We start from the raw sequence: 16,578 nt of genomic DNA, 5'->3' as shown, positions 1-16,578 counted from the left end.
GATCCAAAGATTAATTTTCAGCATTGATTTTTTCCCAATAGGAATTATAATTTAAGTTATGTACTGTAATTGAATATAAAGTATACAAACGAATACATAAGGATAATATTTCTTATGTTGTTAAATTTAGAAGGGGAAAAGTAGGTTATCATGCCATTCGCTAAAGAAGCAGAAGTGCAGCGCACATGCTGGAAATGTGAAGGTAGTGTGTCTATGCATATGCCCCAATGTCCCTATTGTAGTGCATTTTTGCAAGATCCTCCCGTAGCTTCTGGAGGATTTTCTTCTTGTCATATTTCTTTCTCTGAAGGTTCTACTAAGGGGGAAACAGAAGATTTGTTTGCAGTTTCTTCAGAGGATTGGGAAGCTGTTCTCAGTGATCAACAGTCTTTTCAAAGACCAGATGAAAAAACAGAAATGGATTGGAAGTGGCTACAACATTGGCCTCTTGCCGCTCTATTTTTAGGTTCTGGATTGTTAGCTTTTGCTTTAGTCATATTGTTATTTGGCAATACTGAAGGATTAGTACTTAGCTGGCCGAAAAATCGTGCATATTTTTATGGTATTGTCGGGGCGATATGTGCTTATCGTGGGTATTATAAGTTGTCATAGATAAGATGATTACTTAAAAATCCTTCTTTATTCTAGAGATCCACCAATGCTGCTATCACCGCGGTCGTCTTTATAAGAGAGAATGGTTAAGAGGTCTTCTTTATTTAACATATGAAGAATGTTAGAATCTTGCGTGGCAATTACTTTATCTAGGAGACGAACTTTCTTTTCAATGAGGTAATGAATGCGTTCTTCTAGGGTATCCTCGGTCATGAGCTTATAAATAAAGACAGTATTCTTTTGTCCTATTCTATGTACGCGATCCAATGCTTGATTTTCTTTGGCAGGATTCCACCAACGGTCATACATAATGACTACATTTCCCGCTGTAAGATTAATTCCTGTCCCCGCAGCTAGTAGGGAACCTACAAATACACGGCATTCAGGATCCGAAGCGAAGTACGCAATTTCTTCTTTTCTATTTAATGATTTTCCTTGAATTGAAGCATACTTAACACCAATTTCTTCCAGGTATAGTGTAATAATACGAATCATGTGAATATATTGGGAAAAGATAACAACTTTGTATCCTGAGGATAGGGAATCTTGTAGAAGGCGTACGAATGCATTCCATTTTCCTGATTCATGCTCTCGATATTTTTCAGGAGTTTTTAAAAACAGCGCGGGGTGATTACAGATTTGCTTTAAGTGATTCAATAAAGCAAATACATGTAAATAATTTATTGCTTGTTCTTCTGGAGAATCTAATTGTTGAATCTGCATTTTTTCTCGTTTTAATGTAGCAAGGTAGAGTTTTTTCTGTTCTGGAGATAATACACAGGGAATAATAGATTCTACTTTTTCAGGAAGATCGGGAAGAACCAGTTTTTTTGTACGACGTAAAATAAATGGTCGCGTAAGTTTCAATAGCAAATCTTGAGATGAAGCCATCTCCTCACTGATTGTATTGTTGTGAGTTTTTGTAAATAACTTTTTAAACAAGGAATCAGAAGGTAAATAATTAGGCAGAATAATGTCCAAAAGACCTTTAAATTCTAGAAGGTTATTTTCTACTGGTGTTCCTGTGAGTCCTAGCTTCATTTGCACATTTAGGCGACAAAGAATTTTATGAATTTGGCTTGTTTTATTTTTTGCTACATGGATTTCATCAAAAACAGCTACTGTAAATGATAATTTATAAAACTTAGCGTAATTTTGTCTTAACGTTCCATATGAGGTAATAATAATGTCAGTCGGAGGAATGTTTTCTGGTTTGTTAGGCCCATGAAATGAAAAAATACTTACTGTAGGTAAGTGGGTAGCTAATATGTGTTCCCAGTGGGGAAGTACACTTGTAGGACAGACAACAAGAAATTTAGGTCGATCTGTACTTTCTGCAGAATGAAAAACAATATCCAACAGAGCTGCTGCTTGATGTGTTTTCCCTAGTCCCATTTCATCACAAAGAAGCCCCGATAAATGGTGGTTATACAGAAACCATAACCAAAGTAATCCGCTATTTTGATACGGACGGAGTTGATGATCTGTGGAGAAGAGATTTTGAGGAATTGGAGGCAAACACGCTGCTTTCAGCTGAGAGAAAAATGTTAAATCTGCTTCGCTAGCTTGAATATTTTCATGAGGAGATAGGGGAGCTAGAGCATCTAATTTAAAAATATCTGTAACCGTAGCAATGATAGTATCCTCAGAAATTTGGCATTTTTGTGCGATAAACTGTTGGAGAAATTGGAATAGACAGTGTTGAAAATTTAAAAAGCCCGCTGGAGTAAAAGCAAAGCTTTTTCTACTTTTTATTGCCTGAAGCACGCTTCCTATTGGGACGGAACCAACATTCGTCGTTAGTGCTAATCGCAAGTGTAGAGGAGATAGGGGATGAGGACGTTGTATAGCTAGGAGAGTCAATTGGAAGGTTTCAGGAGGACATAGCTCAGGGTCGGTGAATACAAGTCTGGTGTTATGAAAGTTTTGTGCTATAAACTCTGGAATTTGTTCAGATGAAACATTTTTAGGTAATAAAGATAGGGACTGCATATGCGTAGGAAGTAAATGAAATCCATGATTTTCCCAATAAAGAAAAGGACCAAATAATCGGCAGTTTTCCTTTTCCAGTCCTTCAAATATAGGAGTAAGCTGTAAACTAGAGTTCGACGCTTTGCGTACTTCAAATATTAAATTAGTTAAAGGAGGGGGAGAGCTAAAGAAATTGGGAATAGTAAGTAGAAATTCTTCATTATCTGTAATGAAGTTTGGGATATCCTGAGCCTCTACGATTAGGCCATCTTGAACTGGTGAGTCTGATGTGTTTTTTAAAAAGAATCCTTGGCCGGCGTAATAGATCCAAGTGCCATAGTGAATATTCATCACTGCAGAGTTCCCAATAGGATTATAATGGAAAAGGAGGACTCCTTCTTGGGTAATAGCATACGTTAGCTGTCTTTCGGGAGAATGATTCGTAAATACTTGGAATCCTGGCTCACGAATTAATGCCCCCTGATCATGTAAAAATTCTTCAACTTGATCAGCTTTAACTACAAAAGAAGCTTGAGGAGAAAGTAGGCCTGTGACAGTAAATAAGCCTTGGCTAGGTAGATAACAAAAGTCGGGATAAATTAGTTCTCCCTGATTTAAATCTCCTGGAGTATGTAAATAAGCAGAGAAAGAAATAGAACTATCTCGAAGTAAGTGAATATCGTAGTGTATTTGACGCTTTTCATCTTCGTAATGAAGAAAGGATAGTAGCTTTGTTTTAAACTCATGATCTAAAAAAGGAAGCATGTTTATGGAAATAGTTGCCTCTTTTTCAGGAAGAAGCACGTATTGAGATTGAGCTATATAGCCTACAGAGCCAATTTGAGTGATTGGCAAATTCTCGTGATCTTCCTGGATAGGTATTTTTGTAAAGTGGATGGCTGCTTCTTTTGGGGAGACATGGACCTGTGTTATAGAGAAGTCATGATAGTTTCCAGGGAATGTTGTTTGAGAGAAATTAATTTTTGGAAAGATATTTTCTAATGTTTCAAAATTTAGGATCTCACCTGTTAAGACGATTCCTTCCCATTGTAGGGTAAATTGCGTAGGGAATCCTTGACGATTTTCAGTAAAATCTAAACGTGCTCCCGATTCACAACAGAGAAAAAAATATTTAGCTATGCGGTACAGAGAGGATTTTGGAAATGCATTTTCTGTATATACCTCGGGATGAGTTGCTACCTGTATGATAGATAACCAGTGTGCATAGGATTTTGAAGATAATGCGGAAATATTACATACCACATCCTGATGAGATAAAGAATATCGAGAATTCCCTTCGGGGAGTAATTGTGTTTGATTTAAAAAGAACTTTAAAAATAGTGCATACCAAAAAGATTGTGCAAACTTGTAGTGTAGAGGAAGCCAGTTATGGACATCATAAATAGATAAATAAGCAATCATTAAATGGACACAACATTCTCCATCAGGACAACTACACGAGGCAAAAGTTAAATTATGATCACGAAATTTTAGGGTGCTTACCCAATTTCCTTCAGGGGAATCCTCATCGGGAATACGGATAATGTAGCAGTTCCCTGAAAAATCTATGGTAATATCCTGACGATGTTCAGCAAGATATCTTCTTGCTGCGTCGTAAAATTCAGATAAAGAACTTAAAATCATTGTTATTATGCTAACGCACGCATACACGTGCTATTTTAACCTATTAATCGCGAAATAATTGTAAAAGCGAATGTTAAATAAAACAAAGCTCGTACATGACGAAAATTCCATAATTTATACGCAATAGTTCCACATGTTAAAGCAATTAATGCAGGATAACTTAATTGTAATAGAGGTAATAGAAGGGAGCTAATATTTTCAAAATTTAAAATTGAAATGAAGTAAGAGGGTATCAAAGTCAAGATTACCGCATTAGAATATGTCATTTGTTTTGAGGAAATCACGCGAGATAAAAAATCTGCAATAATTCCAACCAAAGCAATTTCGGTAGTTAAACACGCAATAAAAACACAGATCCCAGTTAATAAACTATTTTTCCCAAGAACAATAGTAGAAATCTTTCCTAGAATTTGTCCTTTACTTACATGAGCCAATACACCAGCATGTCTAGAAGCACATAGGGTAAATCCAAAATAGATACATCCAAGAAGTATGGCAGCTAAAACAAAAGCTAATATTAAAGTACGTTTGTCTTTTTTGTTGATTTTTTGAAAATCTAGGGGGGCTTCGTCATCTTTACTATTAGCTAACATTTGTTGAATAGAAATCAATGCGATGGAGCAGAAAAAGAAGGAAGCTAATAAATCCATAGTATTAAATCCTTCAATAACTCCTGCCAGCCATGATTGTTCTTTAGTGAATGCGGGAGCTAAATTGGGGTGCGCTGGGATAGTTAATCCTTTAAAAATGATCCAAAGCAATATAGCCAACATCATAGGGAAAAATACTGTTCCTAGCCATTGAATCAATTTACTTAGCTTACAGGAAAAAATATAAATTAATAAGCAGCATCCTAAGCTAAATATAGGTAAGCTAGGCAACAGAGCGGTCTTAGTATCAGATAGAGATGCTAGGGTTGCATGGGATATAGCAATTGATCTTGGTAAGCCTCCAAAAGGACCTATAAGGCATAAAATAGCTACAACAAATATCGCACCAGGAGTCTTCCCGATCAAAGAAAACAATTTTCGGTAGTCTCCTGAATAGAGTAGCGCACTAAATAAACCCAAAAGAGGAACGCATACTGCAGTAATCATCATTCCCAATCCAGCAATCCATGGATGAGTGTAATAACGACAACCTAAAACAAGGGGAAACACTATATTGCCAGCTCCAAAAAACATAGCAAAGATAGAACCTCCGATAGACCATACGGACAACTTGTGTGCAGAAGGATCCCTACGATTAGAAGCGCGCTTAATCATTATATTTAAAACAATTATAGAATAAATAATTGCTTATTCTAAAATATTTCTCTGTTAGAAAGCAAAATAAATTTCGCATTTATTTAGATAAGCAAGAGTGGAAAAAATCTTAATTTATATAGAGAAACTAGCTTCCTTTAAGCTTACCAGAATTGTCTTGAGCACGAATATAAGCGCATATTACACATTTACTCATCTTATGATGAAGAGCGGGACAGTAGTGCCGCGCATAGTGGATAAGCTGCAAATGAAGCTTAGGAGAATTAGCATTTTCAAAAAAGCGTACAAGGTCTTTTTCTGCTGCTATGGGGCTACGTTTAGTAGAAATTTTCCACCGGTGAGCTAATCTTAAAATATGCGTATCCACAGGAAAGGTGGGTATGTTGTACATAATACTCAAAAATACGGAAGCAGTTTTTCTCCCTACTCCGGGTAATTGCATTAGCAATTCTAAAGAAGCAGGAGGTTCTCCACAGTATTTTTCAACAAGAATTTTCGCTATATGCTGCACATATAGAGCTTTTTTTTGCCCAAGACCACAGGGAGCAATTAATGAGTAAATATCTTCTAACGAACACTGGGCTAGAGCACAGGCATCTTCAGCAAAAGCAAATAATTTAGGGGTAACGCTATTTACGGCTTTATCTGTGGAATTCCCGGAAAGCATGATGGCAATTAACAATTGAAATGGTGTGTTCCATCCAATTAACGAGGGCTGAGGATTAGGGAATAGAGCATCTAAAGTTTTTAAAATGTATTTCTTAATGTGATTATTTCCCAATGCAAAACCTACTGAAAATTTCTCCTAACACAGATTCATTGATTTCTGATCCAGAAAGATTCCCAATGACTTCTAACGATTGCCTTAATTCTAAAGCTACAATCTCAAGAGGCAATTGTTTTGAGAGGTTGTCTTGAGCAGCTAATAGATGAGATTGTACTTTTTGAAGTATTGTGTGGTGACGAGAAGACACCAAAAAAATTTTCTCGCTTTTCCCTAAAGTCTGTTGCTGCATCCATTGTGTTAACCATTCTTTAAGCGAGTGAATACCTTCTCCTGTTTTTGTTGAGATAGCTAATTGAGGTAGGGATGTAGACAGAGTTGGGGGAGAAGCCAGATCGGATTTATTCCACACAAGAAGGGAAGGTTTTTGAAATAAAATATCTGGCAGAGTCGGGGGAGGTTGGGTAGCATCCATAACCCAAAGAATCCCTTCAGCGTGTTGCATTGCTTGAATAGCTCGTTTAATACCTTCTTGTTCAATAGGATTGTTTGTAGTACGTTGACCTGCAGAATCTATGAGACGAATACGCTTTCCTTGTAACGTCCAATTTTCTTCTAGAATGTCTCTTGTTGTACCCGGAATGTTTGTAACAATAGCACGATTTTTATTAGCGAGAACATTCAATAAAGAAGATTTACCCACATTTGGATGTCCTGCTAAAACTATACTTGTTCCTTGTGCAAGGCGTTGACCTTCGTCAAAACTAGACAGTAAATTAGAGGCTATTGTATGGGCTTCAGCTAAACGCTGGCTGGCGTTAGCTAGGTCCGGTTGTTCTTCTTCAGGAAAATCGGCAGCAACTTCGATAAAGGCAAGTGCTTCAATAAGCAAAGACGAAATGCGATGTATTTGTTTTGAAAGATTTCCTTGGAAATGATTTTGAGCAATACGAAAGGCATCTAGATTATCGGCTGAGATCATATTTTGAATAGCTTCAGCTTGGATGAGATCAATTTTTCCGTTTAAAAACGCTCTTTGTGAAAATTCGCCGGGTAAAGCGAGACGAGCTCCTAAGTAAATTAAAGCTTCAAGAATTTGAGAACATGCAAAATAGCCTCCATGGCATTGGAGTTCAATTACATCTTCTCCTGTAAAGGAACGAGGAGATCGCATAATGAGCAGCAATACTTGATCAATGAGCTGTTGATTATGGGTGATTGTTCCTACATGTGCTGTATGAGAGGCGAAGGTTGTAACAGGTCCTGAGAATATACGATCAGCAAGAAGGATTGCCTCGGGGCCTGACATGCGAACAATGGCAATGCTTCCCTCCCCTGGGGGAGTGGCAATAGCAACAATAGTATCGTGTTTAATCATGAAATAGAAGAAAAATAGAACTAACTTGCAGAGTAAGATACCAGATCATCTATTAAAGAGATAGTCTAGATAGACTAGTTTTCAATGATTTTTTATTAATAATTTGGAATATTTTTATTAACTTTTTATAGTCATTTGTTTGGATTACAAGGATTGAATTAAGGTGAAGAAGCCGCAATATATTGATCGGTTAACAAATCGTAAGGTTATTGAGCCTGTCTGTTACGAAAAAACTATGTCTTTGCTCTATAACTCTAAAATAGGAAGATGGATATCTCGTTTGTTATCTCGATCTCCTATTTTCACGCGTATCTATGGCTGGATGCAAAAACAACCATGGACACGTAGAAAAATTGTACGTTTTGTAAACAAGCACAATATTTGTACGGAGGAATTAAAAAAGCCTCTTTCTGAATACTCATCGTTTAATGATTTTTTTACAAGAGAGCTACGGCCTACAGCGCGTTCCATAGCTCCGGGAAAAGATGTTTGCATTATGCCTTCGGACGGCTTTTATCTTGTTTATCCTAATGTTGCCGAGTTTGGTGAATTTGTTGTTAAGTCAAAACGTTTTTCTCTTCCTAAGCTTTTAAGGGACGATGCCCTGGTTAAAAAGTATGACGCAGGGAGTATGGTGTTTTCTCGGTTGGCTCTTTTTAATTACCATCGTTTTCATTTTCCTGCAGATTGTATCCCGGGGAAGGCACGCTGCATTAATGGGTATTTATTTTCTGTCCATCCCATTGCTATGAAAGATAATTTTATTTTCTTCTGTGAAAATAAACGCATGATTACAGAATTGCGGACGGAGTTATTTGGAGATGTGTTGTACTTAGAGGTAGGGGCATTGAGCGTTGGCTCTATTGTACAAACATTTATACCAGGAAAACAATATTTTAAAGGTGATGAAAAGGGTTTTTTTGAATTTGGGGGATCCACAATTATTTTATTGTTTCAGCCCAATAAGATCCGGTTTGAAGCTGATTTATTAAAAAACTCTCGCATGGGATTAGAAACTCGTTGCTTGATGGGGCAGGCTTTGGGGCATGCTTTGAGAGAATAATTTTAAAGACTTTAAAGGTTTTTTTTGGTATTGCAAAGAGAGATAAAAGTGAAATTTGGCAAATTATGTGGCCAGTCATTTTATGGACTTTAGTTGCAAGTTTAACAATAGCTCTGATGTTTAGGATCTATTGTCGCGTTGTCCATTTCCGTAATTATGCGGCTCAGGTTATTCGAGACGTCCGTTTAAGCATGGAACTCAAAGAATGGTCTGCCGCTGAGAAAAAGCTCCTTCCTCTATTAAAAAAACGTTCTTACCGTCGTCAGTGTTTATTTGATTACATGCGCATTCTACGAGCGCTTCAACGCTTTGACGAGGCTGAAATATGCTTAGCTGAAGCCAAGAAACTCCATTTATATGGACCTCGATTTTTTTTAGAAATTGCTTATAAAGCGTATCGTCATGGAGCTTATAAGGAATCTTGTCAGGCTTTTTCTTTAATTACTAATGAGCTTTTTGAAGAGCAAGATGCAGCAAAGTATGCTTCGGCTTTGATGCATTTAGGGCATTTAAATGCGGCTTGTGGTGTTATAGAGCCATGGATTTCGCCTCTTTCCTGCCAGGAAACTTACATTACTGTTGGAGATATTTATTTCGTATCAAAACGCTATTCAGATGCTATAGAATTTTATAATCGTGCTTATGCTCTTGGTCCCTGTCCACTAGAAGTTGTTTATAATTTAGCGCATTCAGCACGAATTTGTGGTGACTATGTTGAAGCGGGAAAGTTATTTCGTAAGTTATTGAGTGAAACTAGCTATAGGGAAGAAGCTTTATTTAATATAGGCTTATGCGAACAAAAACAAGGAAGGTCACGAAAAGCATTATTAATATACCAAAGTAGTGATCTATGGTCTCGAGGAGATGCTTTATTAATGAAACATGCAGCGTTAGCAGCCATGGACCAACGGGATTATCACTTAGCCGAACATTGCTGGAGTTTAGCATTTCAATGTTGTACTTATGCTGAGGATTGGCAATGCGGGTTGAGCTATGGGTTTAGTCTATGTTGTTTAAAAAAATATGCTGATGCTGAAAAGGTGTATCTTAAAGTAATTCAAAGATTTCCTGATTGCCCCACAGCTTGCAAAGCGTTGGCTTGGTTGTCGGGAGTGGGCTATGCTTCTATTGTGACTGCTTCTGCTGGCGTAGAATATGCTAAAAAAGCTTTGCAAGCACAGCATTCTTCAGAAGTGTTGGAGTTATTAAGTGCCTGTGAAGCTCGTACAGGAAATTTTGATGCTGCTTATGAAATTCAGTCTTTTTTAGCAGGGCAAGATATTTCTTTAATTCAGAAAAAGCGGCGCGCACAAATTATGCGAAATTTACGTCAAAAGCTTCCTCTGGATCATCAGCATGTAGTAGAAATGGATACGCTGCTTGCAGCTTAAATTCTTTTTTGCTTTTCTGTGTCTATAAAAAATTTGTCTCTTGTTTTAGGAAGTGAAAAGTAGCACGAAGGAACTTTTGTTCCTTTTATTCATCGGAATCGAGTATGGTATTAATAAATGAATTGGAAGAGTTAAATTATTTTCTAAGCAATTATATTTTGAATTAAGCGACATATGTTAGATTTTCTTAAACGTTTCTTTGGATCTTCTCAAGAGCGTACCTTAAAAAAATTTCAAAAACTTGTGGATAAGGTTAATATCTATGATGAGATGCTTTCTCCCTTATCTGATGAAGAGTTACGCAATAAGACTGTAGAGTTAAAACAACGGTACCAGGATGGGGAGTCTTTAGATGATATGCTTCCTGAAGCCTATGGCGTTGTTAAAAACGTCTGTAGAAGGTTAATAGGCACCCCTGTTGAAGTTTCGGGTTACCATCAGAATTGGGATATGGTTCCCTATGATGTGCAGATCCTTGGCGCTATAGCCATGCATAAAGGTTTTATCACTGAAATGCAGACGGGAGAAGGGAAAACACTAACAGCTGTTATGCCTTTGTATTTGAATGCTTTAACAGGAAAGCCTGTGCATTTAGTTACTGTGAATGATTACCTTGCTCAACGGGATTGCGAATGGGTGGGTTCTATATTGCGTTGGTTAGGTTTAACAACTGGTGTTTTGGTTTCAAGCTCTCCCATAGAAAAGAGAAAAGAGATTTATCGTTGCGATGTTGTCTATGGTACAGCTTCAGAATTTGGGTTTGATTACCTGAGAGACAACTCTATAGCTACCTCTGCAAATGATCAGGTGGGAAGAGGATTTTATTTTGCTATTATTGATGAGGTGGACTCGATTTTAATCGATGAAGCGAGAACTCCTCTCATTATTTCCGGCCCAGGAGAAAAGCATAATCCTGTGTATTTTGAGCTTAAGGATAAAGTTGCTGAGTTGGTGCAGTTGCAGAGAGACTTATGTAATCAGTTGGCCTTAGATGCGCGAAGAGGGTTAGATGCATTTTTAAACGTAGATATCCTTCCTAAAGATAAAAAAGTTTTAGAAGGTATTTCAGAGTTTTGTCGTAGTTTATGGTTAGTAAGTAAGGGGATGCCTTTAAATCGTGTTTTACGTCGTGTCCGAGAGCATCCTGATTTACGCGCTATTATTGATAAGTGGGATACGTATTATCATGCAGAACAAAATAAAGAAGAAAGCCTAGAAAAGCTGTCAGAACTGTACATCATTGTTGATGAGCACAATAATGATTTCGAGTTAACCGACAAGGGTATGCAACAGTGGGTAGAAAAAACTGGTGGCTCGATAGAAGATTTTATTATGATGGATATGGGACATGAATATGCATTGATAGACAATGATCCCAGCCTTTCTCCAACAGATAAAATTAATAGAAAAATTGCAATTTCAGAAGAAGATACTCAAAGAAAAGCACGAGCTCATGGTTTACGTCAGCTATTAAGAGCACATCTGTTAATGGAAAGAGATGTGGATTATATCGTTCGTAATGATCAAGTTGTCATCATTGATGAGCATACCGGGCGTCCTCAGCCAGGCCGTCGTTTTTCTGAAGGGCTACATCAGGCTATAGAAGCTAAGGAGCATGTAACCATTCGTAAGGAGTCTCAAACTTTTGCTACTGTAACATTACAGAATTTTTTCCGTTTGTACACCAAACTTGCCGGTATGACGGGAACAGCAATTACAGAAGCTAGAGAATTTAAAGAAATTTATAATCTCTATGTTTTACAAGTGCCTACATTTAAGACTTGCCAGCGTGTCGATCATAATGATGAATTCTATATGACCGAACGAGAAAAATATCATGCGATTGTGAATGAAATAGTTCGGGTTCATGGGCAGGGTAATCCTATTTTGGTAGGAACAGAATCAGTTGAAGTTTCTGAAAAGCTGTCACGTATCTTAAGACAAAATCGTATTGAACACACGGTATTGAATGCAAAAAATCATGCTCAGGAAGCAGAGATTATTGCAGGCGCTGGAAAGCTAGGTGCTGTTACTGTAGCAACGAATATGGCAGGTCGGGGAACAGATATTAAGTTGGATGATGAAGCTATCATTGTTGGAGGATTACATGTTATTGGTACAAGTCGTCATCAATCCCGCCGTATTGATAGACAATTACGAGGGCGTTGTGCACGTTTAGGGGATCCCGGCTCTGCAAAATTTTTCTTATCATTTGAAGATCGCTTGATGCGTTTGTTCGCTTCTCCTAAGTTAAATGCTTTGATTCGCCATTTTCGCCCTCCTGAAGGTGAAGCGATGTCGGATCCTATGTTCAATAAACTTATAGAAACTGCTCAGAAGCGGGTTGAAGCAAGGAATTATACTATTCGTAAGCATACTCTGGAATACGATGATGTTATGAATAAGCAAAGACAAACAATTTATGCTTTGCGTAATGAAATCTTGCGCTCGGATGATATTCTTGGGTTAGTTACGGAAACAATTTACCATGTTTCTTTGATGGTTGCTTCATTGTTAGTAAGCTCGGATCGTCCTTCAGGACATTCTCTTCCTTTGTTAGAAAATTGGGTAAACTATTCTTTCCCCATAGAGTTAAATGTTAAGGAATTAAAAGCACTGCGTACGTTAGATGGTATAGCAGAGGAGGTTGCTAAAAAATTAGCGGGTGCTTTTCACAAAAAATTTGCTTCTATGGTAAAGGAAATCTCTACTGCTGCAGGATCTGATGTTGATGCTCAGAGTATGTGCCAAGACATTATCCGTTCGGTCATGGTCATGCATATTGATGAGCAATGGAAGATCCACCTTATAGATATGGATTTACTACGTAGTGAAGTCGGATTACGTACTGTTGGGCAGAAAGATCCTTTAATTGAGTTCAAACATGAGTCCTTTTTACTGTTTGAGAGTCTTGTCCGCGATATTCGCATCGCGATTGTTAAACATTTATTCCGCTTAGAATTAACTATGACAGAACAGCGTCCTCAAAACGTTATACCTGTAGTTGCAACATCTTTCCACAATAATGATAATTTTGGACCGATGGAGTTAACTATCGTAGGAGATAGTGACGAGACATAGGAGAAAATGTGGCATTGGGCTGGGCTAGCTTCCAGCCTGTTACCTTCTCTGTAATTTAAATAAATGAAGACCACGGTGACCAAGAAGATGATCCATCTTCAAGATGTCGAATCCAAAATGTTCTATGATTATCCCCAATTAGGAATTGTACACGATGCTTCATATCTAAAGCAGTCATGCAAATAATAATATTATTTAATGATTCCGATCCCTTAGGAAAGTCTTCAGGAGCATTAATAAAAGTTTCTACATCCGTGGTTAGTAAAAAGTCGGGCTCTAATAAAGTATTAAAATCGCATTGCTTACTTTGAATGGCTTTTGGCGGGATAGTAAACCATAACTCCCAATCTCCTCGAAGGCAACTGCGTGTGTAGGCATAGTTATCATTGCTAATATAAAACTGACGAATAACACCTTTTAAAATAGATTCTCCAAGAACTATAAGAAGATCACCAGCATCTTTATCTTCTTCGACATATACACCAGTTTCCTGATATTTATCTAAAGAGAGTGCTTCTTCTGAGCAGGAAAGAAACTCTTCGAGTAGATCTTGTTCTTCTTCAGCTTTTGATGCGTCAAAATGATCATAGTTCATAGTTAAAATCTCCAAGAAATAATTAATTTGTTTTTATTTTTTAAATAATAATAATTTATTTTTTTAACAAATTAATTTGTTCTTTTCGCTTTTTCTTTAAATTCTAAATCAAAAGGTATCCCGTACAAATTAAAAGAGGTTTTTAATGTATTTTTTAAATAATATTCGTAATGTTTAGTTAATAATGATTTTGCATTTATAAATAATAAGAATTTGAAGGGACTTGCTGTTTTGTGAATAGCATAATAAATACGCAGCCGTTTTCCATGAATCACTTGAGGATGGTGCTTTTGTAATGCTGTCATTAGGGTTTTATTTACACTAGATGTAGGGACTTTATTAGAAAGAGTTTTATAAAGTGCGTCAATAGAAGAAAAAATTTGATTGAGGTTACGTTTTGTAGTTGCAGATATGCAAAGGACGTGAGCATTGCCTATATACGTATCTGTGGCGCGTAAGTCACGAATAAAGTGTTCCATGCGTATTCCTCGCATTAAATCCCATTTGTTTATAAGGATAATGTGAGGTTTCTTATGTTTAGTAATTAAAGAAAGAATGCGTTTGTCGTAGGAAGAGAGTTGCTGTGTCGCATCAATGACTAATAAGCAAATATCCGCGCGTGCTATGGCTTTTTCTGTTCTTGCTGAGGAGATCCACTCTATAGAATTTTTCACGCTTTTCATTTTTCTCAAACCTGCGGTATCTATAAATAGATACGAATGTCCGCGATGAGAGTATAAAATATCCACATTATCTCTAGTTGTCCCAGGAGTGTTATCAATAATGCAGCGCTCTTCATTTAAGAGGCCGTTGATGATAGAAGATTTTCCTACATTAGGACGTCCAATGAGCGCAATTTTTAAAGGGCGGAGGTCTTGAGGAGGAGGAGCAACAAAGGGAATTTCAGTATCTTCGTATTCTTCAATTATATTGGCGTGCGTATCTAGATGATGAATATTTTCTATGCTTTCTGGTTCTATGCTGTGTGCAGGGATATGGGCCAGAGATTTGATTTTATCTAATAAGCGATCAATATATTTATCATGACTTGCTGATATAGGAAGAACTTCGGGGATTCCGATTTTATATAATTCGTGAATACGTTTTTCATCTTGTGGAGTGTCTGCTTTATTTGCGACTAAGATGATTGGTTTTTTTAGTGGCAACAGTTGTTTAGCAATTGTGGCATCAGTCTCAGTGATTCCGCAGCGAATGTCTACAACGAGAAGTAATATATCAGCTTCATTCGCTCCTGTTAGTGCTTGTTTATAAATATGTTTTTGAAAATGATCTTCAGAATGCTTATCGACGCCTCCCGTATCAATCACTTGAGCAGGGACACCCCAGCCGGGGATATTTCCATACAAGCGATCACGGGTTGTACCTTCTTGGGCATTAACAATAGCTAAAGATCGCCTGCACATGCGATTGAATAGCGAAGATTTCCCTACATTGGGCCTTCCTAGAATAGCAATTCGCAGCATGATAAACTCAATTAATCCTGTTTTGAATAAATGATAGGAAAAATAATAAAAGCTAAAAAATTAAATCTAAAGAAATAAAATTGATAGTGAAAGTGTTTTTATAATTTTACTTCCAGAAACCTTTTTCTTTGAGAAGAGATAAAATTTTGTCTTTATCAAGACAATCGTGCTCTATAGAAAGGGTTTCAGCTTCTTTGAGAAGGTCTCCAAGTAGGCGACCAGGGGCAATCCCTTGAGAGATTAAGTCGGCAGCGGAAACCAAAGGGGAAGAATTTTTAATTCTTAGTATAAATTTTTCTAATCGATTTTCTAGATCCTGTACCCGAGAGATAAAGTGTTGTTGTTTTGAGGGGTCTTTTTGCATTGCTGAGAATAAGGTTAGCAGTAGGTTCGCTGTAGGAGAGGCTAAAAAGTGGGCCCAGAAGACACGATTATTTTGGATATTTTGAAACTGGGGTAATGCTTTGTACCATAACTCGATAAATTGTAATTCTTTATTTGAAACGCGTAAACGAGAAAAAGCTACATAGGCAGCTTCTTCACTGACTCCTTGAAATAGAGGGAGTAGGAAAAGAATTTCAGGGAAGTCCTTAGGATTAAGTTTTTTAGAAAATTCAATATTTGCTCGTAAGAGACCATAAGGAACATCTCGCAATTCTGGGAAGATGACGGTAATAACTTTTAATTTAATCAGAAGGAGAAGAGCGTCATGGGGTTGTTTGTTTAACATTTTTTTAAGCTCTTGCCAAATCCTTTCAGGAGACACAGAATGGATTAGAGTGGGGGCTTCTTTGATAATTGCGCGTTCTGTTGCGGGATCTAAAGCAAATCCTAAGGAAGAGCTAAAGCGTATAGCACGGAGTATGCGTAACTTGTCTTCTGAAAAGCGTAATTTGGGGTGTCCAATTGCACGAATGACGCGTTTTTCAATATCTTTTTGTCCTTCCACGAGATCGAAGAGTTTTTCTTCAAAAGGATCGTAGTACATCCCGTTAATTGTAAAGTCTCTTCGTAAAACATCCTCTTTCATTGAAGAAAAGACCACGTGTTGGGGATGTCTACCATCTTCGTAATTCCCATCACTACGAAATGAGGCTACTTCAAATAGGCGACCGTCTTCTTTAACAACGATGATACCAAATGCTGCTCCTAATGCTAAAGTATTGGGAAAAATAGTGGAGACAATTATAGGGGAGGCATTGGTAGCTATATCAATATCTTGAATGGGTTTCCCCATGAGCATATCACGAACACAGCCGCCAACAAAATATGCTTGATAACCCGCATTGCGTAACCTTGAAAGAACCTTTTTTGCAACTTCTAGGGTTGAGGTTGTCATGATATTCCTAAATCAAGAAGAAAAGAATTTT

The 16,578-nt window shown here is 37.3% G+C and carries 11 protein-coding genes; 4 read left to right on the top strand and 7 right to left on the bottom strand.

Going from position 1 to position 16,578, the window contains the following annotated elements; translation table 11 throughout:
* Positions 1-150: 150 nt before the first annotated feature.
* Positions 151-612: a phage holin family protein gene (locus M787_RS01500; protein WP_021828697.1), complete on the top strand. Its 462-nt coding sequence runs from the start codon at positions 151-153 to the stop codon at positions 610-612.
* Positions 613-639: 27 nt separating this feature from the next.
* On the opposite strand, the gene M787_RS01495 is transcribed toward M787_RS01500, so the two are convergent.
* The 4 genes from M787_RS01495 to mnmE form a co-directional block, all read right to left on the bottom strand.
* The gene (locus M787_RS01495; protein ID WP_021828696.1) at positions 640-4,227 is read right to left on the bottom strand and encodes a DEAD/DEAH box helicase; all 3,588 of its coding nucleotides are present in this window, start codon (positions 4,225-4,227) and stop codon (positions 640-642) included.
* A gap of 35 nt (positions 4,228-4,262) precedes the next feature.
* Complete coding sequence (brnQ, locus tag M787_RS01490; protein ID WP_021828695.1) at positions 4,263-5,492, bottom strand: branched-chain amino acid transport system II carrier protein; 1,230 nt, start codon at positions 5,490-5,492, stop codon at positions 4,263-4,265.
* Positions 5,493-5,619: 127 nt separating this feature from the next.
* Positions 5,620-6,273 carry an endonuclease III domain-containing protein gene (locus M787_RS01485; RefSeq protein ID WP_021828694.1) on the bottom strand — a complete coding sequence of 218 codons (654 nt, stop codon included), beginning with the start codon at positions 6,271-6,273 and terminating at the stop codon, positions 5,620-5,622.
* Positions 6,263-7,594, bottom strand: a complete 1,332-nt coding sequence (gene mnmE, locus M787_RS01480) for a tRNA uridine-5-carboxymethylaminomethyl(34) synthesis GTPase MnmE (RefSeq protein WP_021828693.1) — start codon at positions 7,592-7,594, stop codon at positions 6,263-6,265. The genes M787_RS01485 and mnmE overlap by 11 nt, the downstream gene beginning before the upstream one ends.
* 163 nt (positions 7,595-7,757) lie before the next feature.
* On the opposite strand from mnmE, the gene M787_RS01475 reads away from it, so the two are divergent.
* From M787_RS01475 to secA, 3 genes are all read left to right on the top strand, one after another.
* Positions 7,758-8,657: a phosphatidylserine decarboxylase gene (locus M787_RS01475; protein ID WP_021828692.1), complete on the top strand. Its 900-nt coding sequence runs from the start codon at positions 7,758-7,760 to the stop codon at positions 8,655-8,657.
* A gap of 65 nt (positions 8,658-8,722) precedes the next feature.
* Positions 8,723-10,048 (top strand): tetratricopeptide repeat protein, encoded by a 1,326-nt coding sequence (locus tag M787_RS01470; RefSeq protein ID WP_021828691.1) that lies wholly within the window; start codon positions 8,723-8,725, stop codon positions 10,046-10,048.
* 174 nt (positions 10,049-10,222) lie between these two features.
* Complete coding sequence (gene secA, locus M787_RS01465) at positions 10,223-13,129, top strand: preprotein translocase subunit SecA (RefSeq protein ID WP_021828690.1); 2,907 nt, start codon at positions 10,223-10,225, stop codon at positions 13,127-13,129.
* Positions 13,130-13,184: 55 nt separating this feature from the next.
* Here secA and M787_RS01460 read toward each other — a convergent pair whose 3' ends face one another.
* From M787_RS01460 to M787_RS01450, 3 genes are all read right to left on the bottom strand, one after another.
* Entirely contained in the window at positions 13,185-13,724 is a 540-nt protein-coding gene (locus M787_RS01460; RefSeq protein ID WP_021828689.1) for a hypothetical protein, read from the bottom strand.
* Between the two features lie 71 nt (positions 13,725-13,795).
* A complete protein-coding gene (gene der / locus M787_RS01455; RefSeq protein WP_021828688.1) occupies positions 13,796-15,208 on the bottom strand; it encodes a ribosome biogenesis GTPase Der in 1,413 nt (470 codons plus the stop codon).
* 106 nt (positions 15,209-15,314) lie between these two features.
* Positions 15,315-16,547, bottom strand: coding sequence for a CCA tRNA nucleotidyltransferase (locus M787_RS01450; RefSeq protein ID WP_021828687.1), 1,233 nt, complete (start codon positions 16,545-16,547; stop codon positions 15,315-15,317).
* Positions 16,548-16,578 lie beyond the last annotated feature (31 nt).

The sequence above is a fragment of the Chlamydia gallinacea 08-1274/3 genome (assembly GCF_000471025.2).
GTDB lineage: Bacteria > Chlamydiota > Chlamydiia > Chlamydiales > Chlamydiaceae > Chlamydia > Chlamydia gallinacea.
The sequence above is the reverse complement of the archived record's forward strand: the minus strand, read 5'-3'. Positions and strand labels throughout refer to the sequence as shown.